This window comes from Novosphingobium sp. P6W (assembly GCF_000876675.2).
Taxonomy (GTDB): Bacteria; Pseudomonadota; Alphaproteobacteria; order Sphingomonadales; family Sphingomonadaceae; genus Novosphingobium.
Window position 1 is genome coordinate 142,071 of sequence record NZ_CP030354.1, and the last position, 25,247, is coordinate 167,317.

At 61.8% G+C, this 25,247-nt stretch carries 15 protein-coding genes and 4 pseudogenes; 16 read left to right on the plus strand and 3 right to left on the minus strand.

What is annotated here, in order from left to right:
• The first annotated feature begins 31 nt into the window (after positions 1 to 31).
• A complete protein-coding gene (locus TQ38_RS26450) occupies positions 32 to 1,933 on the plus strand; it encodes a hypothetical protein (protein ID WP_052505932.1) in 1,902 nt (633 codons plus the stop codon).
• Positions 1,934 to 2,000: 67 nt separating this feature from the next.
• Here TQ38_RS26450 and TQ38_RS26455 read toward each other — a convergent pair whose 3' ends face one another.
• Positions 2,001 to 3,578, minus strand: coding sequence for a carboxylesterase/lipase family protein (locus TQ38_RS26455; protein ID WP_043978819.1), 1,578 nt, complete (start codon positions 3,576 to 3,578; stop codon positions 2,001 to 2,003).
• A gap of 601 nt (positions 3,579 to 4,179) precedes the next feature.
• Here TQ38_RS26455 and TQ38_RS26460 point away from each other — a divergent pair.
• The 12 genes and pseudogenes from TQ38_RS26460 to TQ38_RS26510 all read left to right on the plus strand — a co-directional run bounded on the left by TQ38_RS26460 (position 4,180) and on the right by TQ38_RS26510 (position 19,795).
• The gene (locus TQ38_RS26460; RefSeq protein ID WP_043978821.1) at positions 4,180 to 5,772 is read left to right on the plus strand and encodes a DUF6351 family protein; all 1,593 of its coding nucleotides are present in this window, start codon (positions 4,180 to 4,182) and stop codon (positions 5,770 to 5,772) included.
• A gap of 76 nt (positions 5,773 to 5,848) precedes the next feature.
• Positions 5,849 to 7,741, plus strand: a complete 1,893-nt coding sequence (locus TQ38_RS26465) for an NPCBM/NEW2 domain-containing protein (protein WP_043978823.1) — start codon at positions 5,849 to 5,851, stop codon at positions 7,739 to 7,741.
• A gap of 981 nt (positions 7,742 to 8,722) precedes the next feature.
• Positions 8,723 to 9,523, plus strand: a complete 801-nt coding sequence (locus tag TQ38_RS26470; protein WP_162792419.1) for a TonB-dependent receptor plug domain-containing protein — start codon at positions 8,723 to 8,725, stop codon at positions 9,521 to 9,523.
• Between the two features lie 54 nt (positions 9,524 to 9,577).
• On the plus strand, positions 9,578 to 11,332 hold the full coding sequence (locus TQ38_RS26475) for a TonB-dependent receptor (protein WP_240198238.1): 1,755 nt from the start codon (positions 9,578 to 9,580) through the stop codon (positions 11,330 to 11,332).
• 457 nt (positions 11,333 to 11,789) lie between these two features.
• Positions 11,790 to 12,473, plus strand: a pseudogene (locus TQ38_RS26480) (helix-turn-helix domain-containing protein); the annotation flags it as partial.
• A 123-nt stretch (positions 12,474 to 12,596) separates the two neighbouring features.
• Positions 12,597 to 13,276, plus strand: a pseudogene (locus TQ38_RS26485) (IS3 family transposase); the annotation flags it as partial.
• A gap of 634 nt (positions 13,277 to 13,910) precedes the next feature.
• The gene (ltrA, locus tag TQ38_RS26490; RefSeq protein WP_205316031.1) at positions 13,911 to 15,440 is read left to right on the plus strand and encodes a group II intron reverse transcriptase/maturase; all 1,530 of its coding nucleotides are present in this window, start codon (positions 13,911 to 13,913) and stop codon (positions 15,438 to 15,440) included.
• 67 nt (positions 15,441 to 15,507) lie between these two features.
• Positions 15,508 to 15,972, plus strand: a pseudogene (locus TQ38_RS26495) (transposase); the annotation flags it as partial.
• Positions 15,973 to 16,237: 265 nt separating this feature from the next.
• Positions 16,238 to 16,399 carry a hypothetical protein gene (locus TQ38_RS30240; protein WP_162792420.1) on the plus strand — a complete coding sequence of 54 codons (162 nt, stop codon included), beginning with the start codon at positions 16,238 to 16,240 and terminating at the stop codon, positions 16,397 to 16,399.
• Between the two features lie 366 nt (positions 16,400 to 16,765).
• Positions 16,766 to 17,940, plus strand: a pseudogene (locus TQ38_RS26505) (IS256 family transposase).
• Positions 17,941 to 18,137: 197 nt separating this feature from the next.
• Positions 18,138 to 18,404 (plus strand): FAD-dependent oxidoreductase, encoded by a 267-nt coding sequence (locus TQ38_RS31145; RefSeq protein WP_240198223.1) that lies wholly within the window; start codon positions 18,138 to 18,140, stop codon positions 18,402 to 18,404.
• A gap of 74 nt (positions 18,405 to 18,478) precedes the next feature.
• Positions 18,479 to 19,795: a GMC oxidoreductase gene (locus TQ38_RS26510; RefSeq protein ID WP_240198224.1), complete on the plus strand. Its 1,317-nt coding sequence runs from the start codon at positions 18,479 to 18,481 to the stop codon at positions 19,793 to 19,795.
• Here TQ38_RS26510 and TQ38_RS26515 read toward each other — a convergent pair.
• Together TQ38_RS26515 and TQ38_RS26520 are read right to left on the minus strand one after the other, a co-directional pair.
• Complete coding sequence (locus tag TQ38_RS26515) at positions 19,770 to 21,137, minus strand: HAMP domain-containing sensor histidine kinase (RefSeq protein ID WP_162792421.1); 1,368 nt, start codon at positions 21,135 to 21,137, stop codon at positions 19,770 to 19,772. The two genes, TQ38_RS26510 and TQ38_RS26515, sit on opposite strands and share 26 nt — an antisense overlap.
• Positions 21,106 to 21,807 (minus strand): response regulator transcription factor, encoded by a 702-nt coding sequence (locus TQ38_RS26520; protein ID WP_304481818.1) that lies wholly within the window; start codon positions 21,805 to 21,807, stop codon positions 21,106 to 21,108. The genes TQ38_RS26515 and TQ38_RS26520 overlap by 32 nt, the downstream gene beginning before the upstream one ends.
• Before the next feature lie 233 nt (positions 21,808 to 22,040).
• Here TQ38_RS26520 and TQ38_RS26525 point away from each other — a divergent pair, with 233 nt between their 5' ends.
• From TQ38_RS26525 to TQ38_RS26535, 3 genes are all read left to right on the plus strand, one after another.
• Positions 22,041 to 23,393, plus strand: a complete 1,353-nt coding sequence (locus tag TQ38_RS26525) for a metallophosphoesterase (RefSeq protein WP_370059859.1) — start codon at positions 22,041 to 22,043, stop codon at positions 23,391 to 23,393.
• A gap of 126 nt (positions 23,394 to 23,519) precedes the next feature.
• Positions 23,520 to 24,341: an undecaprenyl-diphosphate phosphatase gene (locus tag TQ38_RS26530; RefSeq protein ID WP_043978826.1), complete on the plus strand. Its 822-nt coding sequence runs from the start codon at positions 23,520 to 23,522 to the stop codon at positions 24,339 to 24,341.
• 207 nt (positions 24,342 to 24,548) lie between these two features.
• Positions 24,549 to 25,241, plus strand: a complete 693-nt coding sequence (locus TQ38_RS26535) for a DedA family protein (protein WP_043978829.1) — start codon at positions 24,549 to 24,551, stop codon at positions 25,239 to 25,241.
• The last annotated feature ends 6 nt before the right edge of the window (positions 25,242 to 25,247 follow it).

A 25,247-nucleotide genomic window follows, 5' to 3' on the forward strand; every position in this document is an offset into this window, starting at 1 on the left:
CAGGCATCGGTTCAATTCCGGCCGGAGCGAGGTGGACATCTCGAACTGGGCGCTCACGCAGCACCCGATCTGGATGCCCGTAACCTCCGACATCCGCATCCCGTCCGGCACGAAGCTGGCGGCGGGGGCCTTCTATCTGCTGGGCTTGGCAAACTCGGGCTTGGTAGTACCGACCCGCGCCGGCGAAGGAACGATCCATGTTCGCAACCTGGACGGGCTGAAAGCGGGTGACACGATCCGCATCGGCGACGAGACCCGCCGCATTGCGCGCGTGGGCACGGCGGCGCGCGACGCAACGACGCTATGGCAGCCGATGCCGGATAGCCGATCTGTGATGACGGTAGCCAAGGGGTCTACCAACGTACCGGTGGCGGGCGTCGAAGGCTTCGCCGTGGGCGAGAAGATCGCGCTGGGCCACGGCACTACGTATCCCGCCACCTATATGGATGTCGAGCGGTTCGAGGTTGCAACCGTGACGCACGTCGGCAAGCCTGGCTCGTACCCCTACCTTGCCGTCGATGCGCCTGCAGGCGCCACCAACATCGCGGTCACGAACGTCAAAGACATCAGCGTTGGCGACGAGATCCGGCTCGATGTCGACTCCATCGGCCGCGGCATCGAAACGGTAAAGGTGAAGAGCGTTGGCACGCATGCGAACCTGCTGATGCTGTCGGATGACGTAAAAGCTGGGGCGACCACCTTGAAGGTCCGCCCGGCCGCGCTGGTGTTCAACATGGAAGCGGTGCGGAACGGCGGCGGCATTGCTGCTCTGGCAGTCGGCCAGACGCTGAAGATCGGCAATCCGGGCCGCGTGCAGACGGTGAAGATCACCACCGTGCGGGGCGATCGCGTCACAGTGTCGCCTGCGATCGCGCGCGATTACCGCGCGTCGGAACATGCGATCGATCCCGGCACCGGGCTCGAGCTCGAAGCGCCGCTGAAGTTCACTCACGCTGGGAATCTGCCTTTCTCCAACCGCGGTACCGGGATCAGCTACTCGCCGGCATCCACCTTCGATCGCCACACCAACGAGCCGATCGTACCCCTCGGCACGGGCATCGCCCTCGATCGGCCCTTGTCGAAGGCGCACGGCATCAACGAAGTGGTGCGCGTCGATAGTGTAACGACGGCGGGCTATCAGGGCCCGGCACCGCACCAGTGGTTCGGTGGTCCCTCGCTCTCCACGGCGGCCGGCAACATGGCGCTGCGCGATGCCGGAGGCGGCACCGTGGACAGCTTGAACTACGGTCTGATCGTGCAGCCCGCCATGGCGGAAGGCTTTCAGGCCACATCCGGCACGAGCGCGTCAGGCTGCCGGGCTCCGGCAGCCGGCGGCCCCGGCGGGCGTGGCGCAACGCTGACCACGAACAGCAGCGCTGGCCGCCTGCCCGATGGGCGGGATACGGATAGCAATTGCAACGATTTCCTTACGCAAGCAGCCACCGTTCTGCCGAACGGCGCCAACGCGGGCAGCAACGTCATCAACGTGGAGACGGTGAAGGACTTCGCGCCCGGCCAGTCTATCATGATTGGCGCGGATGCAGGCGCCGAAACTGTGACCATCGCATCAGTGGGTACTGCGGGCATCATCAAGTCCTCTGCCGCCGTAGCGGCGGGCGAGACGGTCATCCCGATCGGCGGCCCGAAAGTCGGATCGGGTTTCCGGCACGGTTTCGTCGCTGGGCAGGCGGTCACCATCGGCGAAGGCGCCAGTCGTCAGGCGACCACCGTTCTAGCGGTGCAGGGCGGTCCCAACGGACTTCGCATGACGATCGGAGATCCGTTTCGTTCTGCCCAGCCCGCAGGCACTTTGGTCGCCGGCACCGGCATTACGCTCTCCCGCGCACTAACCAAGGACCACGCGGTGAACAGCCAAGTATCATCCGACCAGCCAACGCCGGGCGCGCCAAACCGCTACAGCCAGCGCCGCTGAGGCTTCCAAATTACCGATGCGGAAAGAGCCCCGGCCGTCAAAGCCGGCCTCTTCTCGTTTCATCGGGTCAGGTGGGTGCCAGTTTGTCCCACATCAGCCGGAGATCGCGATCCGGATCGTTTGCGACACGCGTGTTCGTGTCGAACAGCATCACCGACCGGCGCTGCGCATCATAAGCGGGCCAGTCCGGGATCTCGCCGCAGTTCGGGTTGCCGGTCTTCGTGAACGCTATGAACGCCTGCCCGATCCTGCGCGACATCAGTTGTGCCGCGGGGGTGTTCATGGTTACTAGCGTGGTCGGGTTGGACATGGACGGGCTGAGATCAGCGCCATGCACCGCACCCCAGCCGCCTCCGCCCCCTGGCACTGGCCAGTCCCAGCGGTAGAGGTAAGCAGGGGCGCCGCCTTGCGCGGCTTTGCGCTCCGCTTGCCTGATAGCGTCGCGGGCAACCCGCAGGTCCGTCACAATCATTGCCTTGACCAAGTACGGGCGCTTTGCCGGGTGGAGTTGTCGATAGGCCTTGAGCACCTCGGCACCATGACCAGGAGCCTGCTGCTCAGCAAAAGCGCGAAGGGAATCTTCCGTATCGCCCTTGTCGGGCAGGGCGAAGCCGAAATCCTCCAGGCAGGTTCCGATGATCATGGGTACCGCTGCTGAAATCGCCGGAGCGTCGGGATCGAAGGGCTGACGCGGCAGCACCGTCCCATCGACCACCGGCCCAAGCCGCCCCTGCGCGGTGATGATCTGCTCGTAGGGCAAGGACTGCAGCTTGCGCAGATCGCCTTGCGCAACGCCCAGCTTGTCCAGCATCTGCTGCGTCTCGCGCTGGGCTATGTCGGGCGTAGACACGCGAAGCGTGGATCCGGATTGCACCGCTGCACGATGGATCAGGCCCGCGGCCGAGGGCATGGCGAGCAACGTGGAAACCTTGCCTCCGCCCCCCGATTGGCCTGAAATCGCCACACGCGCCGGATCCCCGCCGAAGCGTTCGATGTTGTCGTGCACCCAGCGCAGCGCCTGGGCGATGTCCAGCATGCCGACGTTGCCCGACGCGGCCAACTCTGCTCCGCCAAATGCCGACAGGTCCGAATAGCCGAGCCCGCCGAGGCGGTGATTGACCGTAACCACCACCACGTCACCGGCGCGCGCCATAAACTGGCCTTCCAGGGCCACGAGATTGCCCGATCCACTGGTGAAGCCGCCGCCATGGATCATCACCATCACGGCACGCTTCTTCGCATCGAGTGAGGGCGTCCAGATGTTTACCACCAGACAATCTTCGCTGATCCCGCCGCGATAGTTGTTCCAGCCGACCATCTGGCCATATGCATCCGGGTTCGTCGCGTTCGGTTGCGGGGCGACATGGCCCCACTGCGTGGCATCGCGGATACCGCTCCACTTCGCCACCTGGGTCGGCGGCATAAAACGGTTCCGATTGCCCGTGTCGCCGCCATAAGGGATGCCGCGGAATTGGATCACGCCATCAGCGCGAGACCCACGCACCCTGCCGTTCGTCGTCTCCGCTATCAACGGCCCCGCTTGCGCCAGCACGATGTTGGGAGCGAGCAGGGCTGCGCCTAGGGTCGAGCCGCTCACCAGGATGTCGCGGCGCGAAGTGATCACCTGTCGGATGCGATCAGCCATATTCGATCCTCTGTTATTAGATTGATAAAAATAGCCCCACGCAATCTACTCTTTCTCACTGTATTGTAATGGGTGCGTCTATTTAGCACTGTCGTGAGCAACTCATAGCGCCCCATGCAATCATGCGTATTGCCCTGAGCTTGGTACTTGGGTGCGCGCTGTTTCCTCCTTATCCATCGCACTTTAATCTAAACATAAAGGGTGCGCTTCTTTTTCGAAGATCGATTAATTCGAAATATGGCCACCTTCCCGCTTTGTTGGTTCAGCTAGCCATTATGAGGAGACAGCTAGCCCTCGCATCGCGTGGCACATTTTGCAGCAGAGGGTAAAGAGCCATTGCTCGTCTGGCGTTTGTCGGACTATATAAATAGCTACCATAAAATGTCGGATGAATTGTGTGTGGCACGGCTCCTGTGCTCTGCGACATCGCCTGGCGGTGAGCACATCGTGATTGGAATTGTGACTTCTAGCTGTTGAGTGTGGAGCGGTGCGTGTATTTTTTATAAGCGGCCGACTGCGTTTTGGCCTCTGCAGGTACCTGCAAGTCACGGCTATCGCTTGGACTGCGGACAGTAAGATAAAAGATTGGGGATCTGAACCTATGGCACGATACGAGTTTAAGGCGGCATTGGGTTATCGGGCTCTACTTGCCGCGGGACTAGGAGGACTATTTAGCACCTCAGCTCAGGCGGCGCCGGATTGCGCCGCGAGCGCCAATTTTCGACTCGAGTTGCCTGCGAAAGTCAAAATCAGCGGTGCGGAGCACGTCGCTGCGACGATCGGCAAGGCCGGAGGCGATCCCCTTCCTGCACACTGCCGCGTGTCAGGCACGATCAACGAGCGACGTGGTGCGGACGGGAAAACCTACGCGATCGGGTTCACGGTCGCGCTGCCCGATAGTTGGAACGGGCGCCTCTTGTTTCAGGGAGGGGGTGGGTTGAACGGTATCATCCAGCCTCCGGTCGGCCGTGTGGCGACGGGCGCGCGCCCAGCGCTTGCTAAGGGCTTCGCGGTCGTCTCCACAGACAGCGGTCACAAAAGCGGAGGCGGCGGTTTCGATGCAAGCTTCCGGGTGGACCAGCAGGCGGCGCTGGACTTTGCGCATGCTTCGGTAGGTACCACGACGCTCGCGGCCAAGCAGATCGTCGCCTCCCACTATGGCCGGGCGGCGCATCACAGCTACATCGTCGGCTGCTCCACCGGCGGGAGGGAGGCGATGCTAGCCGCTCAGCGATACCCCGACCTGTTCGATGGCGTCGTATCGGGCGCGCCGGCGATGCGCCCCGGCTTTTCTGGCATTATGACGGCGCACATCGCAGCGGCGCTAAACCAGGCTTCGCGTCGCGATGCCGAAGGCAAGCCGCTCCCGCTGTTCTCATCGGAGAACAAGGCGCAAATTCGCCGAGAATTGCTGAAGCAGTGCGACCGGCTCGACGGCTTGGCAGACGGCGTGATCGCCAAGGTGGGCGCCTGTGCGTTCCAGCCGTCGCGCATCGTCTGCAAGGACGGGAGAACGGCTGACTGTTTGGCGCCATCTCAAGTTCGGGCTCTGGAAGTGGCGTTTGCTCCGGTGAAGGATGCTGCCGGCGCGACGGTCTACCCCGCGTTTCCATGGGATACCGGGATCGTTGCAAGCGGCTCGGGCATCCCGGGCATTCTCACCAACGGCCAGGCCGGTCCTCTCGGCCCGTCCTCGGCAGCAACGTCGATCGATGTTGAGGCGCGCCTGCGTGCGGTACGCAGCGATGCGATGCAGGCTCTGACGGAGACCTATACCTGGACAAATCTATCGACCTTCTTCGACCGAGGCGGCAAGATCGTCTGGTATCACGGCGTCAGCGATCCGTGGTTCTCCGCCATGGATACCCAAGATTATTACGAGCGGGCCGCGGCGGATAATGGGCCGCGCTTTCTCGGATCCTCTCGCCTCTTTATGGTTCCAGGTGCTGGGCATTGCGAAGGCGGGGACAATACGTTCGACCAATTCGACCTACTTTCAGCGGTGGTCGAATGGACAGAAAAGGGGATCGCGCCAGACCGCGTCACAGCGACCCGCCTAAGCCCAGGGAAAGGCGAGCGACCGCTTTGCCCATTCCCTTCTTACCCCTTCTACCGCGGCACGGGTGATCCGATGCGCGAGGATAGCTTCGAGTGCCGCAAGGACGCGACAACCAAACCAGGCCAGCTGTCCTGAGCAGATTGCTACTCTTGCCGGTCCGAGGCGGCGGCGTCTCGTCGCTAACACTTCGAGAAATCAACGGGTTTACTGCATGAAATATGGTCTCCTTCTTGCCACTACGCTGTTCCTGAGCACGTCAGCTATCGCGCAGCAACCCGACCCGCTTCGCCCGACCGGCCGGTGGTCGGCCAATACGACGGGTCAAGCTGAGACCCCTCCAATGGGGTGGAACTCGTGGAACGCGTTTGGCACGGACATTGACGAGGAAAAGGTTTTTGCGTCGGCCAAAGCGATTGTCGATTCTGGGCTGGCGGCAAAAGGCTATCGTTACGTCAACCTCGACGAAGGATGGTGGGACCATCGGCGTTCCGACGGTCGGATGCTGGTGCGCAGCGACAAGTTTCCCTCCGCACGCACGGCCGACGGGGCGACGTCCTTCCGACCGTTCACCAACCGGCTGCACGCGATGGGCCTGAAGGCGGGGCTCTACAGCGATCTTGGCCGCAATACATGCGCGCAGGCTTATGGGCCGAACGAGCCTAATCTGCCCCGCGGTACTATGATGGAACGGGAGGTCGGTCTCTACGGTAACATTGATCGCGACATTAAGCTGTATTTCGGCGATTGGGGATTCGATTACATCAAGATCGACGGCTGTGGGCTTCGTGCTTATGGCGCGTCCAGCGATCTCGTGAGCTCGGGACGATACCAGGCCCTCGAACCGATTCTAAGCCTAGAAACCGTCGCCCTGTCGAATATCCCGGCGGTGCAGGCGATGTTCGGCAATGTGAAGGCGGCTCTCGATCGTTACAATCCCGACGGCGATTACGTCCTCTCGCTCTGCATCTGGGGTGCCGCCAACGTCCGGGCCTGGGGCAAGGATATCGGCAACGTGTCGCGCACTAGCGACGACATCACTGCTGATTGGGGGCGGATGCTCACAAACTTTGACAGCGCCGCCAAGCGGCCGCTCTACGCGCATCCGGGCAGTTGGAACGATCCCGACATGCTGTTTGTCGGGAAGGGCGATTTCGATGCCGCCCACCTGACCGAAGCTCGATCCCATTTCGCGCTCTGGGCAATGATTAACGCGCCCCTTCTAATCGGCAGCGATCTGCGCGACACGCCCTCCGCATTGATGCAGATCCTTGGCAACGCATCCCTGATCTCAATGAACCAGGATCCGGCCGGCAACCAGGCCGTGCTGGCGTTCGACAGCGATGATCTTCAGATCTTTGTGAAGACATTGGCAAACGGGGAGAAGGGAGTTGCGATCTTCAACCGCTCATCTCGACCTATCGATGCCAATCTAACGTCCGCGCACCTTAAATTCCGCAAGGACGCACCTGTGCGATTGGTCGATCAATGGACTGATGCTGCCGCCAGCTTCAGCGGCGAGACGGTCATGAAGGTCATGCCGCGGGAGACACTGGTGTTCCGCGCCCGTGGTGTGCGGGAACTCGCCGATGGCATCTACCTCTCGGAAATCCCAGGCTCGGTCAATCCCGCAGTGGACGGCGTGACGCTCCCTCAGCCCGATCCGACAATCCACCGCGCTCTCGCGCCGTGGGGCGGCGGAAGCCGTGGTGTCGGACCGCGCCCTATGTACGCGGGCTGGGGCGGCGCGCAAGCAGATGCAACGCCGTTTGGTCGCGAATTGCAGATCTCAGGGCAGCGCTATGCTCATGGATTGGGGATACTCGCCAATTCCCGCATGGAGGTTCGAAATGCAGATTTTAGGCGCTTGACGGTGACAGTCGGTGTTGACGATTCGGCATCGGATGCACGTCATGCAGTGACGTTTGAGATTTACGGTGATGGCCGTCTTCTGGGCAGGAGCGCGCCGCACACGCAGGGCACCCCAGCCCAGCAGTTAAGCGTCGACATAGATAACGTCCGTTTAATCGAACTCGTCGCCCGTGCTCCCGGCGTAGTGAACGAGCAGTTGCCCGTAAGCTGGGCTGACGCGGCCTTTCACCGCTAGTCCTGTAGTGAACGCAGCACTGTTCTGTCGGGCCTGCGTGTGCCCGGAGGCGGGAACCGCTATGCTTCGGCGTTCCGCTCGCGCCATCATTTGTGTGCGGTGAAGTGACTGGCAGGAGTGAGACGATTTCTCGGCCAAAGAGCTTTCGCCGCCACAAGTAGCGCAATATTGAACAGCGCTTCATTACAGTAGATGGTTGCGCTCTCTGGGACCTGCCCCTTCCTATCAGTATCTCGATAGTTTCGTACACAGAAGATAAGCGGCGGCCTTCTTGATGGCGAGGCCGATCAGAAGCCAAGGCATCTAGCAATTCGGCGGAGTACTACGGCTCAGATACCTTCGTTGGTAAGGGTATGCGCAACTATCTAAATGGCACGGCCATCCCCAGTCCCATGCTCCTTATCAGTGCAATAATCTCCATGTGCTTCGCCCAGAGTGCCGCACGAGAAGGTTCTTAGAGTCGGACGTCGACGGTCCTACTATTGTCAAACACGGCCCAACGAGAAGACTGGTGGCCCTCTTTAATGGCCGCGACGCGCTAGAGTGTTAGCGGTGCGTCGCGGCCGGCCGGAGCTAAACGACTAGTGTATCGTCGCCGCGGCCGATGAGCCGTGGTCCGCGCCCCACACCAGGGGCACCGCTCAAGACCCTGACCGCTTCCGCCGCGGGGGCGAGAACGGCGGGGTGGTCCGCTTGTCTTCTAAGCATTTGCCTGAAAGACACTGGGCCATTCCTAGGACAAAGTGCGCCTCGCGTTGCTGCCGATCGAGCGAGAAACCGCCCTCCAGTTTGGCCGGGGCGCTCCACAATCCACGCGGGAATGTCGCGATTTCCGGCGATGTTCGCGTCCGATCGGTGGCATCGCGAAAGCTTTTTTTCAGTTCAGTGTTTTTCTGCTTGCAGCGGATTAGTCAGACTAATACCTAGCAAGGTAATTGGAGGGGCATGGTGTCGGCCAGTCCCGTTGGGGAGGTTGATATCATGGTATTCAAGCCATTCGCGTTTTGCACTGCGTCCGTTTTTGCGCTTAGCTTGGCTGCGGTGGCGCACGCCCAGGACGCTGCCGCTCCCGAGGGGCCTGAAGGACCTTCCGCCGATGCGTCGTCCGAAGAGATCATCGTCACGGGCGTTCGCGCATCGCTAGCGAGTGCGCAGCGGATCAAGGAGAACTCGGTCCAGATCGTCGACTCGATCGTCGCCCAGGACATCGGCAAGCTTCCCGACAACACTGTGGCCGATGCACTTCAGCGCGTAACCGGCGTCCAGGTGACCCGCGGCGCCGGTGAAGCCGGTACCGTGCTGATCCGCGGCCTCCCCAACACCGCCACGCTGCTCAATGGCCGCGAAGCCTTTACGGGCACCCAGCGCGGCGTCGCCCTTCAGGACATTCCCGCCGAACTGCTGGCTGGCGTCGACGTCTACAAGACCAGCACTCCTGATCTCGTCGAAGGCGGCGTTGCTGGCGTCATCGACGTTCGCCTGCGTCGTCCGTTCGATTTCAACGGCCTCGAGATCGCCGGCGGTGGCCGCGCGATCTACAGCGACCAGTCGGACAAATGGAGCTACCTCGGCAGCGGCCTTGTCAGCAACCGCTGGGAAACCCCGATCGGCGAGATCGGGCTGATGCTTGCAGCTTCGTACAACCGTCGCCGCTTCGAGGACAACACGGCGTTTGACTTCGTCTCGAACCCGATCGCCGATCCCGCCACCGGCAACATGGTCGGCGTGCCCGACACCGTGGGCGGCCTTTACACGCAGGGCGACCGCAAGCGCATGGCGTAGAACGGCTCGTTCCAGTGGCGGCCGGCGTCGAACCTTGAAGTCTACGTCGACGGCATCTACACGCAGTACAAGAACCGCTACGACACCGACTTCTTCGTCGGCCTGCCCAAAAATGGCCTCGTCACTTCGGTGACGCCTGACGCGGACTATCCGAGCCTTGCCAGCGGCGTCACCGTTCGCGACGCCTACACGATCACCAGCAATCAGGCGTACAAGGACAAGACCACCACCTATCAGATCAATGGCGGCCTCAAGTACGAAGCCGATGACTTCACGACCCTGACGACCGAGCTGACGTACAACCGCAGCAAGATCGCCAACCGCAACATGATCGTCGACACCTCGTTCAACGCCCCGACGGCGGTGTACCAGTTCGATGTCGGCGGCACACCAAACATCAACATCCAGGGCGTGGACCTGACTGATCCGGCGAACTTCACGCTGCGCACGCTGTTCGACAACCACAGCGTTGCGGTCAGCAAGCAGTGGGCCTGGCGCGCCGACGTCGAACACCGTTTCGACGACGGCTTCCTTTCGGCGCTCAAGGTTGGTGCCCGCTATACCAACCGCAAGGTTGACTCGCAGGCTACCGCGTCGATCCCGCTCGCGGCGACTAACCCGGTTCTCGTCAGCACCCTGCCGACCAACTTCTGGGACCTCTCGCCCAGCGGTCTCGTCAAGGGCAAGGCGGGTATCGGCTCGTTCCTCGATGCCGATGGCGACTACCTGCTCGGCAACAGCGACACCGTTCGCAGCTGGTTCGGCCAGGCAGCCGGCGATCGTCCCTACGAGCCCAACCTCGCCTTCGCCGACGTCGAGAAGACTTACGCCTTTTACGGTCAGGCCGCCTATCGCTTTGACATCGGCTCGATGCCTGTCGACGGCGTGGTCGGCGCCCGGGTGGTCAATACCGTCCAGAACCTTTCCGGCAACGGTGTGGAGAGCAAGCAGAACTACGTAGACGTCCTGCCCAGCATCAACATCCGCTTCGGTCTTGCCGACAACCTGAAGCTGCGCCTCGCTGCAGGCAAGACCATCACCCGTCCGAACTTCGCCGACCTCAACCCGCTCGTCACTTACGTGCCCAGCGGCTCGACCGGCAACCAAGGCTACGCCGGGACCGGCAGTGGCGGCAATCCGGACCTGGCGCCGATCAAGTCGGATGCCTATGATGCCACGGTCGAATACTACATCAGCAGCAACACCTCGCTGACCGCTGCGGCGTTCTACCGCAAGTTCGACGGCTACATCCAGACTTACGCGGCGCCCGAGCAGTACCAGGGGCAGACTTGGCTGGTGAGCCGTCCGCGCGGGGTGAAGGGTACACTTAAGGGTATCGAACTGGCCTACCAACAGTTCTTCGACTTCCTGCCGGGCGCGCTCAGCGGACTGGGTGCCCAGATCAACGGCACCTACATCGAAGGCAAAAACGACGATCCCATCAACGGCGGCAGCCAGCGCCTCGTCAACGTGTCGAAGTATTCGTACAATCTCGTCGCGATCTACGAAAAGTACGGTATCTCGGCTCGCCTCGCCTACAATTGGCGTTCGAGCTTCGTCGACACTTACAATGCGGGTGGCATCCAGGCGAACTCGGTCGTCGCCGACCCCACCGGTCAGCTCGACTTCTCGGCCAGCTACGATCTGACGCCAGCCTTCACGATCACCTTCGATGCGACCAACATCACCGATCGTACCTACCAGGATCGCTTCAAGGGCTTGAACGCATCTGGGGACTACTCCAGCACCCCGCGTGATACGCGCACCTATGATCGTACCTTCGAAGTAGGCGCCCGCTTCAAGTTCTGATCAAACTGACAAGAGCAGGACCGCGGCGGTTTGGCCATTCCGTCGCGGCCCGCCAACGGCGGCCGGTCTACCATCCTCCCCTGCACTATCGATAGCTACCGTCATGCTTGCGGAACCAACCACGGCGCGGGCTGGTTTCCGAGCGACGGCGTTGCCGCTTGATTGTGCGATGCCGCACAGCGAGAAAGTACCACTATCACCGGCCAAGCCTCCGGCGCTTTTCGCAGAACGAGAAATTCTACATGTGTAACCGTGCGGATTCCGGGGCCATCGCGCGCACCATTCCGATCTGATGGCGCGCAGCATTCCGAGATGATCGCGCGCAGCGTTCCGAGAATTATCCGCGCAGCATTCCGATGGGATCGCGCGCAGTTTCGAGTGACGTGAAGCCTGATCGTTGGAACCAGTTCTCTGGCTAAGCAGCCAGGAGGATTGGATGCCGACGAGGAGGGTTGTGATGCGCCAAGTGCGCGAGATTTTGAGGTTGAGCCTGGATGCCAGGCTTTCGACGCGGTGCATTGCCGAGCGTGTTCGGGCAGGCCCGACGACGGTGCGGGACACGTTGAAGCGGTTTGAGCGTTCGGGGCTTTCTTGGCCGCTACCGCCTGAGATCGGCGACGCGGACCTGGAGGAGCGCCTGTATGGAATCCCAGGCGTAAAGCCCGGGCGGCGGAAGCTGCCGGAGCCGGACTGGCCGGCGGTAGCGCGCGAACTGAAGCGCAAGCACGTGACACTGCAGGTGCTTTGGGAGGAATACCGCGCCGAACATCCGGACGGGTATCGCTACTCGAGGTTTTGCGATCTCTTCCGTCGGTGGGAAGGCCGCCTGCCGCTGGTCATGCGCCAGAGCCATGCCGGCGGCGAGAAGCTGTTCCTCGACTACGCTGGCGACACGGTGCCCGTCGTGGTGAACCGGCGGACCGGGGAAGTTCGTGGAGCCCACATCTTCGTAGCTGTGATGGGCGGATCGAGCCTGTCATTTGCCCTGGCGACATGGACCGAGCAGTTCCCCGACTGGATCGCGGGCAACGATGCCGCGTTCGCTTTCTTTTGCGGCGTTCCCCAGTTGCTGGTGCCCGACAACGCCAAGGTGGCGGTGATCAAGGCCTGTCACTTCGATCCTCAGGTGAACCGCAGTTATTGCATAACCATATTTTCCCGCTAGGATCGCCTGCAGAAAGAGGTGGCTTGGGAAAACTGGACACCGGGATAAGTGGATTTTCTGCCTGACGGCGGCCAGGATGGCCGCGTGACAGGAGTAGAGATGAGCAAACGCCCCCGTAGGAACCACAGCCCGGCATTCAAAGCGAAGGTGGCCTTAGCCGCCGTAAAGGGCGAGAAGACGCTGGCGGAGCTGGCACAGCTTTTTGACGTTCACCCGAACCAGATCACAACCTGGCGGTCGCAGCTTCTGGAAGGGGCTGCCGGTGTATTTGGCAGCGAGACGCGGAACGAGGCTGCGGAACCGGCGATCGACGTAAAGACGTTACACGCCAAGATTGGCGAACTGACGCTGGTGAATGATTTTTTGTCAGGAGCGCTCGGCAAGGCGGGTCTGTTGCCGAGCGCAAAACGATGATCGACCGCTCGCATAGCTTGCCGGTAAAGCGGCAAGCCCGGGCCCTGGGGATCAGCCGAGGGAGCGTGTACTACTTGCCCAAGCCGGTGTCGGCTGCCGATCTCGCCATCATGCGGCGGATGGACGAATTGCACATGGAGTTTCCATTCGCAGGAAGTCGCATACTGCGCGACCTGCTCCGTCAGGAAGGCATCGCAATCGGCCGCCAGCATGTCGCCACGTTGATGAAGAAAATGGCGATCGAGGCGATTTATCGCCGGCCGAACACATCAAAGCCGGCGCCGGGACACAAGATTTATCCCTATTTGTTGCGCAAGCTGGCGATCGTACGGCCTAATCAGGTTTGGGCGACAGACATTAGCTACAGTGCGCCTCGTCCCGGATGGTCCGGGGGCGTATGTTGGAATGCAAAGGAGAAAGGAGGAATGAACGACTGCCCTGCCCTCTGCTGTGAGGGGGTATGAGCCCAAGCGGCGGTGACCTGTCGTCAACTGACAGGGTGACGTAGCCCGCAGGTAAAGGGGATTGAGGTGAAGCCGTTACGCCGAGATGGTCCCCGAGGCTGTAGCGCTGGAAGGTTGAGGAACACGAACCGGTTAATCCGCATCCGAGGGCTGAAATGTCGCCTTCGCCTACACGGCTTAACAGGCGGAATGCTGATGATGGCGCCGGATACGTAAGTCGGCGACATCCGACTGCGGTCGTACACGTAGCACGCCCGCATGGAGTCATGGAGAGAACGCAGCCAGGCCATGGCATCGGCATCGACTTGCAGGACGCAAGGACAAGGACTGCGACCGGCAGCCTCCCCAGCGCGTGAAAGTCCAGCATATGAACGAGGGAAGGCATGATGGAATGCCAAGGGAGTTGGCCCCGATGTCCACCATGCTGGCGGAGTCCCCGTAGTAGTCCGCGACAGGGAAAGCCTGTCACATGGCGAAGGGGGACAGTTCAATCCGCTTGAAGTGCAAACTACCTGACCAAACGAGGTGAAGACCTTTGATAATCAGCGAAATGCAGCACAAGCTCGCGACATGGGCCGAGAGCGATCCGAACCGCAGGTTCGATCGTCTCCTCCGGCTCATCGCCGACAGGGCGTGGCTGGCCGAGGCAGCCCGGATCGTGCTGGCGTCAAGTGGCGCCAATACGCCGGGCATCGACGGAATGGACAAGCAGCGGATGCAGGCCGGACTGGCAGAATATCTGGCCAGCCTGCGCACGGACTTGCTGTCGGGGAATTACATCCCGCAGCCGGTCAGGCGAATCTATATCCCGAAAGCCAATGGCAAGAATCGACCTCTGGGTATCCCGACCCTGAAAGACCGCATCATCCAACGTGCGATGCTGATGGCCATGGAGCCGATCTGGGAGAGCGACTTCCATCGCCTCTCCTACGGCTTCCGGCCGGAACGCAGCGTGCATCACGCAGTCCGGACAGTGAAGATCCAGTTGCAGGATGGTGGCGCCGGGACGCGGGGCCGCTGGGTCATCGAAGGTGATCTGGCGAGCTACTTCGACACGGTCCACCATCGGCTTCTTCTTCGCTGTATCCGGCGGCGTATCAGGGATGATCGGTTCGTCGATCTGCTCTGGCGGTTCCTGAAGGCAGGCCACATTGATCGTGGCCTGTTCGTCGCCTCGAGCGAAGGTGTTCCGCAAGGCGGCGTGCTGTCGCCGCTTCTGTCCAACATCATGCTCCATGAGTTCGATGCCTGGCTGGAGGCGAAATACCTCAGCGACAAGGCGCGAAAGGATCGCTGGGCATGGAACTTCGGTATTCAGCAGGGACGCCCCATCACGGTTCGCGAGAACCGGCAATGGAAACCTGCTGTCGCCTACTGCCGCTACGCCGACGACTTCGTCGTCATCGTCAAGGGCACCAAGGCACACGCCGAGGCCATCCGTGATGAATGCCGGACCTTTCTGGAGGGCGGCCTTAAACTGACGTTGAATATGGGCAAGACCCATATCACCCACGTCAATGACGGGTTCGTGTTCCTCGGGCACCGGATCATCCGCAGGCGGGGATCAAGAGGACGCATGTCCGTGGTCTCGACGATACCCAAGGAGAAAGCCGAGACCTTCGCCCACCGATTGATCAAGGCGCTCTCCGGCAATCATGATGTTGCCACGGTGGACATGATCGATCGCCTGAACCGTCAACTGGCGGGATGGGCTGCGTTCTACAAGTTCACCGACTTCACAGCGCGCATATTCCGGCGCATCGACACCGTCGTGTTCTGGAAAATGGCGCACTGGTTGGCGCGGAAATACCGGTCACGCATCAAGCCTCTGATGCGCAAATGGTACCGTGTACCGGACATCGGCCAGTCGAAAACTTGGCTGATTTATGGTCGTAGCAATCAGGGAAAAGCTGTCGGCAAGGCGCTGCGCAGACTGGTCACAAGCCAGAAAATGCAGTTCCGGTGGCGGAACCCGGATCGAAATCCCTATATCTTCCGGGACGAAATCCGAAACACCGTTACCTCCCGCTATCATGACGTCGCCATGGCCATGGGCCAGGGTTGAATGGAGAGCCGTATGCGCTGAAAGGTGCACGTACGGTTCGGGGAGGGGAAGCGCTGATGCGCTTCCTACTCCACTCCCTATGGCCAAAGGGTTCGTCTATCTCGTGGCCATTGTCGACTGGTTCAGCCGGAAGGTCCTTGCCTGGCGAGTGTCGATCACGATGGAGGCCGATTTTTGTGTTGAAGCGTTGGAAGAAGCGCTGCAGCGCTTCGGCAAACCGGAGATCTTCAACACGGATCAGGGCAGTCAGTTCACGAGCACGGCCTTCACCAGCGTACTGCTCCGCGAGAAGATCGCGATTAGCATGGACGGCAGAGGTGCCTGGCGCGACAACGTCGTTGTCGAGCGCCTATGGCGTTCTGTGAAATACGAGGAGGTCTATCTGCATGCCTACAGCGGCGTCGGGGAGGCGCGCACATCGATCGGCCGCTATCTGAACTTTTACAATGGAAGGAGGCCGCATTCGAGCCATGCCGCTCGAACGCCGGACCAGGCCTATTTTGACAATCTGCCCTTGGCGATGGCAGCATGAATTTGGCAAACATTCCCTGGCGTCATTCCGGTCGGGCTTCGCCCTCCCTACATGACGCCAGGGAACGGTAGATCGAGCAAGCCGGCAGACAATCCACTTAACCGTTGCCGATCCCTGTGCAGACCAACCCGGCCACCTCTGGAGCTCGAATCTCGAGGCCACCAGAAGGCACTTGTGGGTAAGAGCAAGGGCAAACGGACCGTTACGTCTTGCCTGCGTGTGACCGGCCGAGCCGATGCTGCTAACTTTGCAATCAGCGCAGGATATGAATCTGAAGCCCCGGCGTTCGGCGCACGAGCCAACTGAGAAACTCGCCAATCCTGACCTGGCCGCCATCCTCGACGTCGCCGCCGAAGCGGATGCGTGCATCGAAGCTTCGCCCAATTGTTGCGCCTTCAGCATCGCCGCCCTGGCGGCTTTGAAGTAATCGTCGGCGTCGACGATTACGCGCGGCCGCTTGGCGCGTTCGATCCTCCAGCAATTGTGGTTCGGCTTTAGCATGGTTCGTTAGTTTGCAGGGCGAGCCCATTGCTGGCCAACTGGCGCATGCCAAGCATTCTGGTTGCCATGTGACGGTAGGCTCGCCATCGGATCCAGCCTTCTTCTCCCTTGTTCGCATTATTCTCCGCCAACCCCATGCCCTGACGTGGAGGGCCGATGAACAGGTTGTGTAACCAGAGGTATGGAAATTCATTTGGGTCGGGACCGTTAAGCCGGTGCCGGGGCATGCCCCGGCACCGGCTGCCCATCTTCAGCATTCCATGGAGTCACTACCCAACCATGGAGCAGACGAATGGACAAACGCGACGATACAGCGATTGAGGCAGTTCTGGAACAGTTGATCGAACACGGCCCCGAAGGGATTGCGGCCGTGTTCGCGCGCACCTTCGAGATGGCGATGCGCATCGAGCGTGAACGCTTTCTGGGCGCGCAGCGCTATGAGCGAACGCCCGACCGGCGTGGCTATGCGAACGGCTACAAGCCCAAGCGGATCGATACGCCAGCGGGCACAGTGCATGTGGCAGTCCCCAAGACCGCCGGTCATGACGGGCAGCCTTTCTACCCGCAATCGCTGGAGCGTGGGTGCCGCTCCGTGCGCGCGGTCATGCTGGCGGTGGCGGAGATGTACGTGAAGGGTGTTTCCACCCGACAGACCGAGGCGGTGCTGCGCGAATTTGGCATCGAGGGAATGTCCTCTTCGCAGGTCAGCCGCGCTGCGGCCCTGCTTGACGAGGAGCTGGAGGCGTGGCGGACCCGGCCACTGGGCGAGATCCGTTACCTCATCCTCGACGCGCGGTACGAGAAAATGCGCCAGGGCGGCGTTGTGCGCGATGCTGCAGTATTCTCTGCGATCGGGATCGGATCTGACGAGCGCCGCCGGGTGCTCGGTGTCAGCGTCGCCCTGTCGGAGGCTGAGGTCCACTGGCGCGGCTTCCTCGATGATCTGGTCGCACGCGGCATGCGAGGCGTCGAATTCATCGTGTCGGATGATCATGCAGGCCTGCGCGCCGGGCGGTACTCGGGTCGGCCACCTGGCAGCGCTGCCAGTTCCACCTCGCCGCCAATGCTATCCATCACGCCCCCAACGTCGCCATCCGCGCTCGCATCGGCTCAGAACTGCGCAGCGTCTGGAACGCCGGCTCGCTGGCAAAGGCACAGGCCGCGCTCGACGAGCTCGTCGCGGGCTACTGCAAAACCGCGCCCAAGCTCGCCGACTGGCTCGAAAACGCCATCCCCGAGGGCCTGGCTGTCTTCGCCCTGCCTGAGCACCACCGCCGGCGACTGCGAACCTCAAACCCGATCGAGCGCGCCGTCCAGCAGGAACTCAAGCGCCGCACCGTAAAGGTCAGGGTCTTCCCCAACGAACAGGCGCTCCTGCGCCTCGTCTCCGCCGTTCTCGTCGAAATCGACGAAACATGGGCTTGCGACAACAAGGCCTACATCAAATGGGAATGCCGGGATGCGTGACCCCTACCCGATTCAATTTCCATACGTCAGGTTGCTCAATCGATGAACATTGGGGAATATCAATGTTTCGGGCACCAGCGCTGTGCGTTTCCAGCCCTATATTGGCGACACACGGACGATGGCCGCGATGGCCAGAGGCAGGAGAAAATCAAGGAGCGATCGGATCATCCGCGCTCCTGGCGGCAGAGTACGAGTTTATGCATGTTGACTTTGAGAAATCGGACTTCGCCGATTTTGCCACCGATGTCTGCATCATCGGCGGCGGCGTAGCCGGCATAACGATGGCGCGCCGCCTCCTGAAGGCGGGAAGAACCGTTACTCTTCTCGAGTCCGGCGGGCTCGACTACGAGGCGGACAGCGCAGATCTCAATGCCGGCGAAAATGTCGGTGAGCCCTATTACGAGCTCCATCATTCGCGGTTGCGCTTCTTCGGCGGAACGACCGCTATCTGGGGGGGCGCATAGCCGAGCTTGATGCGGTCGACTTCGAGAAGCGGCCCTGGGTTCCTCATTCCGGATGGCCGGTGACGTTAGCGGACATGCAACCCTATTACGATGAAGCCAGGCAGGTGTTCGGCCTTCCCTGGAGCCGGGCGTCCCTGAGGGAGTTCAACCGTGCGGGTGGCAACCTGCCGAGTTTCGACGACGACGAACTGTCCTACAGGTTCTGGACGTTCGATCAGCGCTCCAATCGCTTCACATTCGCGGGCAGCGATGACCTCGTCAGCCACCCACGCTGCACCGTCTTCACGCATGCCAACGCGACACGGATTCATACCGACGCGAACGGACGGCGGGTCACCTGTGTCGAAGTGAGCAGCCTGGCTGGCCGCCGCGCGCGGTTTCATGCGCGTGCATTCGTACTTGCCGCTGGTGGTATCGAAAATCCCCGGCTCCTGCTGGCGTCCCAATCGCATGACGGCGTGGGTCTCGGGAACGAGAACGACCTGGTCGGTCGCTTCTTCATGGAGCACCCCCATGCCCGCGGCGGCAAGGTCGTCGCCAACGACGTCTGGTCTTTGCTCAAGGCATTCGGGAAACGCAGGAGAATCGCAGGACAGGACGTCGCGGCACTTCTCGCGCCTGGTCGCCAGCTCCAGGAACGCGAAGGCATACTCAACACCTCCTTCACCGTCGCAGCGAGACAGCCCGCTGCACATGCGCAGTTCGCCGGGATGCGAGCCTATCATCGTGTGAAGCATGACCTTGAGCCGACGCGCGGTTCGCGGGCAGTATGGCTATCGGTCAAGCGAGCCGCACATATTGGGCAAAAAGTCATCGATCCGGCGCGCCCCTGGTTGCTGCAAAAGCTTGGCAAACTGGAGATGGCGCTTCTCGTTCGAGCTGAGCAGGCGCCCAATCCCGATAGCCGGGTGACGCTATCACGAACGCGCGACGCGCTGGGCATCCCGCGCGTCAAGCTTGACTGGAAGACGAGCGATCTCGACATCCATTCCGTAGAGCGACTGGTCGCGGCGATGCGCCGGGAAATGGAGCGGCTGGGGCTCGGCACGGTTGACCCGGCGGAATGGCTGACGCAAGACAACCGGCATTGGCAGACAGATCGCCTGATCAGCTCCCACCCCATCGGTGGCTATCACCACATGGGTACGACCCGCATGGCATCCGATCCCAAGCAGGGTGTGGTCGATGCGCAATGCCGCGTGCACGGGGTGGACAACCTGTATGTGGCGGGAAGTTCCGTGTTCCCGACCTCGGGCTGGGCGAACCCCACGTTCACGATCGCGGCGCTGGCGCTAAGGACCGCCGATCATATCGCCAGGCGCGCGGCGGACGAGGACCTACCCGCGCTCGAGGCCACACAGGCGGTTACGCAACAGGCATGTCCAAACTGACGATCAGGCCAGGCCCCGCGTCGCGGAACCGCATGGCGCCCCCGTGGACAGTCGCCACGGCCTCTACGAGGTTGAGCCCCAAGCCAAAGCCCGGTCCGGAACGAGACTTGTCGCCGCGCGTGAAACGCTTGGCAAGCGTGCCCCACAGTTCAGCGGAAACGCCATGCCCGTTATCGACTACCCCAAGCACCGCGCGCGCGCGCTCACGCCTGACCGTGACGAGGATGCGAGTGCCCGGTGGCGTGTGCCGGATCGCATTCTCGAGAAGGTTGACGAGAGCCTGGGACACCAGGTCCCTGTCTCCGATCACCCGCACGTCGTCTTCGATCCGGCACGTCAAGGAGCGACCGCTGTCTTCGGCCACCGCCATGTAGCTTTCGGCTATGCTGCAGGCAGTAGCACTGAGATCGAGCGGCAGAAAATACCGCCGCAACGTGCCGGATTCGACTTCGGCGATGCGCAGCAATGCGCCGAACAGGGAGAGCGTGGCGTTGGCCTCGCCTATCGCGCGCTCGACTTCCTGATGAAGCACCGGGTCGCCCTGCAGGGCGGAGGAAAGACGCTCCATTCTCTGGAGGAGCCGGGCCAGCGGGGTCCGCAGATCGTGGGCGATGTCGCTCGAGACCTGGCGCAGGTTGTCGATCAGCGCGCTGTTTCTCTCGAGCATAGTGTTGAGCGTGCGGGCGAGGCGGTCGAATTCATCGTCGCGCGTCGGCGACGCCGGCACCCGCTGCGTCATGTCGCCCGCGATGATGGCCTGGGCCGTGTTGTTCATGACGCTGAGCCGCGAGCGAATGGCGCGGATCAGCAATACGCCGCCCGCGATACCGCCCACGAGCATGGTCCCGAACCCGAACAGGAGAAGCCTGACGACCGTTTGCCGCAGTTCGTATGCGGGAGCCAGCTCCACGGCGACGGTCAGCCGGCTTCCGTCAGGCAGAACGGTCGTAAATGCCCGGGCTGCGGCGATCTCGTCCTCCTGGTCGCGGAACCGGATTTCACTCCAACCCATCGGGGGCGGGGTTGTCGACAGCTCACCGCCCAGATGCTGGCCTCGAGGTCCGATCAGCAGGTAGCCGAGCTCATTGACGCCTCGATCGTCGCGGCGCTGCAGGGTATCGCGCAGGCTGGCCATGCCCCGTCTATTGTAGACATCGACGAGATAGTCCGCCTCGACATCGATGCGGTCATCGAGCTGTTCGCGCAGAGCCTTGTCGCCAATGACGTAGACGGTGGCGCCAAGTGCAAGGGTCGCCGCCGTATAAAAGAGAATAAAGAAGGCGACGATCCGGCCCGTGGTCCCGAGGCGTCTAAACATCGCTGCGAAGACGATAGCCCACACCCCGGACGGTCTGGATCGGATCGGACGCGAAATCCGCGTTCAGTTTCTGGCGTAACCGGCTCATGTGCGTCTCGACGATATTGGTCTGGGGATCGAAATGGAAGTGCCAGACCTGTTCCAGAAGCATGGCCCGTGAAACCACCTGATCGGGTTGCCGCATCAGCTGCTCGAGCAGCTCGTATTCGCGAGGCTGCAACACGATGCGGCGCCCCTCGCGCCAGACCTCCCGTCGCACGCGGTCGATCTTGAGCGAGCCGCATGACGAGGTGTCGCTCAGACCGGCTTTCCCGCGCCTGCCAAGCGCCTCGACGCGCGCACCGAGCTCCGCCATAGCGAAGGGCTTGACCAGATAGTCGTCGGCGCCGCTTCCCAGGCCTTTGACCCGGTCCTCGATGGCCCCCAGCGACGTCAGCAGCAGGATCGGCTCGGCCATCCCAAGGCCGCGCATCTGCGAGACGAGGTCGGCGCCGTCCATGTCGGGCAGCATGCGGTCGATGACGAGCACATCGCAGTTTTCGCGCTGGGCGCGGCGCAGGCCAGCGGCTGCGTCCAGTTCGGTCATGACCACGTGCCCGGAGGCGGTCAGGCCGTCGCTGATGAAGTCCGCCATGTCACTGTCGTCTTCGACCACCAATATTCGCATGTCGTTTATAACCTCTTCGCGCGGCATGCCTTTGCCATATCGCCATCGCCAACGGAAATGCGCGGGCCGTGATGAGGGCGCAGATTGATTATTCCCAATGAAAGGCGTCTCGCCAGGGTTTGCGCGCCGATTGTCACAGAGCCGTCATCCGCTTCCTGAAGGAGGCTCGACCAAGCACCGATGCGTTTGTCGGCGCGACTTAGGGGCAGTTCATGCGCAGTTTTACGCCTCTAGCTCTGGGTGCGCTGGCGCTCTGCCTGATGACGCCTGCGTCCGCGCGGAGCCCGGTGCCGCGTTCGGCCGGGACGCCCTATGCAGCGCGCAACCTGCCGGATCGGATCATCCTGACACCGGCGGCCGATCCCGCCCACGGAATGGCCGTGACCTGGCGCACCGACGTTGCACAGGTCACGAGCGAGGCGCAGATTGCCGTCGCGGTGGACGGGCCGACATTGGAAGAAAACGCTCAGGCTGTCACAGGCGCTCGGGGAGCGCAGAAGGACAGCGCCAATGGCCCGGCGCTTTACCATCATGTCCAGTTCGAGACCCTTTCACCCGATACCGTATACGCATACCGCCTCAAGGGCAGCGCCGGTTGGAGCGAATGGCTGCAGTTCCGAACTGCTTCGACAGAGGCAAAACCATTCCGTTTTCTTTACCTCGGCGACATCCAGAACGGCATCCTGACGTATGCGAGCCGCGTGATCCGCCAGGCCTTCCACGCCAATGGCGGCATCGAACTGGTGCTTCACGCCGGTGATCTGGCGGCCCAGCGTGACGATCTCGACCATGACGACGAATGGGGAGAGTTCAACGAGGCGGGCGGCTACAACTGGGGGATCGTCCCGCAGGTCCCGGCAACCGGCAACCATGAATATGTCGATGTCGCAATGCCCAACGGGGCGGAGAGCCGCGAACTCGGGCCGTACTGGCCGCTGCAGTTCGCGCTGCCATCGAACGGCGCGCCGGAGGTCAAGGCGACCACCTACTTTCTTGATTATCAGGGCGTGCGCTTCATCGTCCTCGACGGGACATCGGCTATCGACCTGGGCACCATGACTCAGCAGACCCGATGGCTTGACGGGACTCTGGCATCCAGCAAGGCCAGGTGGAACGTCGTGCTGTTCCATCAGCCGGTGTTCACCTGTGCACGCCCGCAGGATACCTCTGAAGTCAAGGCGGCGTGGAAGCCGGTATTCGACAGCCGCAAGGTCGATCTCGTGCTGCAGGGGCACGATCACTGTTACAGCCGGCTGACGTCCGAGGCGGGCCGCGAGGCTTCGGCGGTCATGCGCGCAGACGGCAAGGTGCAGGGCCCCGTCTATCTCGTGTCGGTCACCGGTTCGAAAATGTATGGTTTGAATGATCGCGCTCGCACGCAACCCGACAAGACCGCCGAAGCGACGGAGCTGTATCAGGTGGTCGATGTCGCCGGAGATCGCCTGAAGTTTCGGACTTTCACCGCATCAGGCAAGCTTTACGATGGTTTCGACCTGGAGCGTCGAGGTGGCGGCAATCATCTGGTCGACGTCGAGGCGCCGATGTTGGCCGTTCGCGCCTGCACCGGCGAGGTCGGCCCGGATGGCGGGAAGTGTGTCGCCCGAGGAAAGTAGGCAGGCCGGGCCGGAACATTGCTTTGTCCCAATGTTCCGGCTGCGGATGTGCAAGGCGGGTTTCGCGAACGTATAGCCGAGCCGTGAACCGAACCATCCCGCGTCCCGCCAAGCCTGCCGGGCATCATGAGCCCGATTGAAGCCGTGTTGCTGGGGCTGCTTCAGGGGCTGACCGAATTTTTGCCGGTCTCCTCGAGCGCTCATCTGCGCGTCGCCGGATCGTTTCTGCCTTCTGGGGATCCCGGCGCGGCGTTCACCGCGGTCGTGCAGATCGGCACGGAAGCGGCGGTACTGCTTTACTTTCGCCGGGACATCCTTCGCATCGTCACGGCCTGGTTCGCATCGTTCTTACCTTCAGCACATCCCGATCCCTTCGATGCAAGGATGGGCTGGCTGATTTTGCTCGGAACGCTGCCCATCGCGATCCTGGGGGTGTTGTTCAAAAGCGCCATCGAAGGCCATCTGCGAAACCTCTACGTGACGGCGATCATGCTGATCGTGTTTGGCCTGCTTCTGGGAGTGGCCGACCGCAAGGGGCATAAGCAGTTGCCACTGGGCAGGCTGACCTGGCGCGACGGTATCCTGCTGGGCTTCGCTCAGGCCATGGCCCTTGTTCCGGGCGTGTCACGTTCTGGAGGAACAATCACTGCAGGATTGCTGCTTGGATACAGGCGAGAGGCCGCCGCGCGCTTTTCGTTCTTGCTGGCCATTCCAGCGGTGCTGGCGTCCGGCACCTATCAGCTGATCCGGTACTGGAACGAATTCACCGCTGACCTGGCAATGCCCACGGCCCTGGCGACCCTGGCGGCATTTGCATCCGGTTACGGCGTCATCGTCGTGTTCCTCAGGCTCATCTCGCAGCGCAGTTATCTGTCTTTCGTCATCTACCGGGTGGGTCTTGGCAGTCTGCTGCTTGTTGGCCTGCTCGCGGGACGTATCGCCCCTTGATGACGCCTGACGCAATGAGGATGCGGAACGCGGCGACCTTGGCGCTCGTTCCACTTTCCGATTCCATGGACGACCCATATCGCGGAGCGGCAGGACCTTGATTCAGTATCGGCGGCGCAGATCGCTTCGATGCGAGAACCAAAGCATGCGAAGGCGCGTCGTCGTGACCGGCGGACCGAAGCCGATCGGAGCAAATCCGTGGGTGACATGACGAGCCGAGTGGCTGGTTTTGTCGCCGAGCACGGGATGTGGGCGGGTCCTATTGTCGGCCTGCTGTCCTTCGGCGAATCGCTGGCGCTGCTGGGGCTGTTCATACCGGCCACTACCGTCATGCTGGCAGTCGGCGGGCTGGTGGGCGCCGGGGTTCTTGACCCCGCCCCGATTGTGTTCTGGGCGGTCCTAGGAGCCATCCTGGGCGACTGGCTGTCGTATGGAATGGGACGGTGGATCGGGCCTTCCATCTACCATCGCTGGCCACTCAAGAAACATCGTCCGATGGTCGCCCGGACCCGGCTGTTCTTTCGAAGGTTTGGCTTCACGGCGGTTTTCCTGGGACGCTTTCTCGGACCGATACGCGCTACGGTTCCGCTTGTGGCCGGGGTAGTCGGGATGGCCAAGCGGCCGTTCCAGATCGCGAATATCGTATCAGCCATTATCTGGGTGCCGATGATGTTCGCGCCTGGCATTCTAGCTGCACGCATGATGGGGCCACAGTGGCGGATCAGCGAAGCGCATCTGCTGGTATTCGGGGGCGCCGTGCTGGTAATGACCAGTCTGGCGATGGCAGTGACGTCCCGTGTCCTGGGCAGCAAACAGCGAAACCGCCGGCGCGCGAGCAAACGCAACCAATCCAACCAACAACCCGATGCGGGATTTTCAAATTCCGCCAATGACCAATAGGATTGC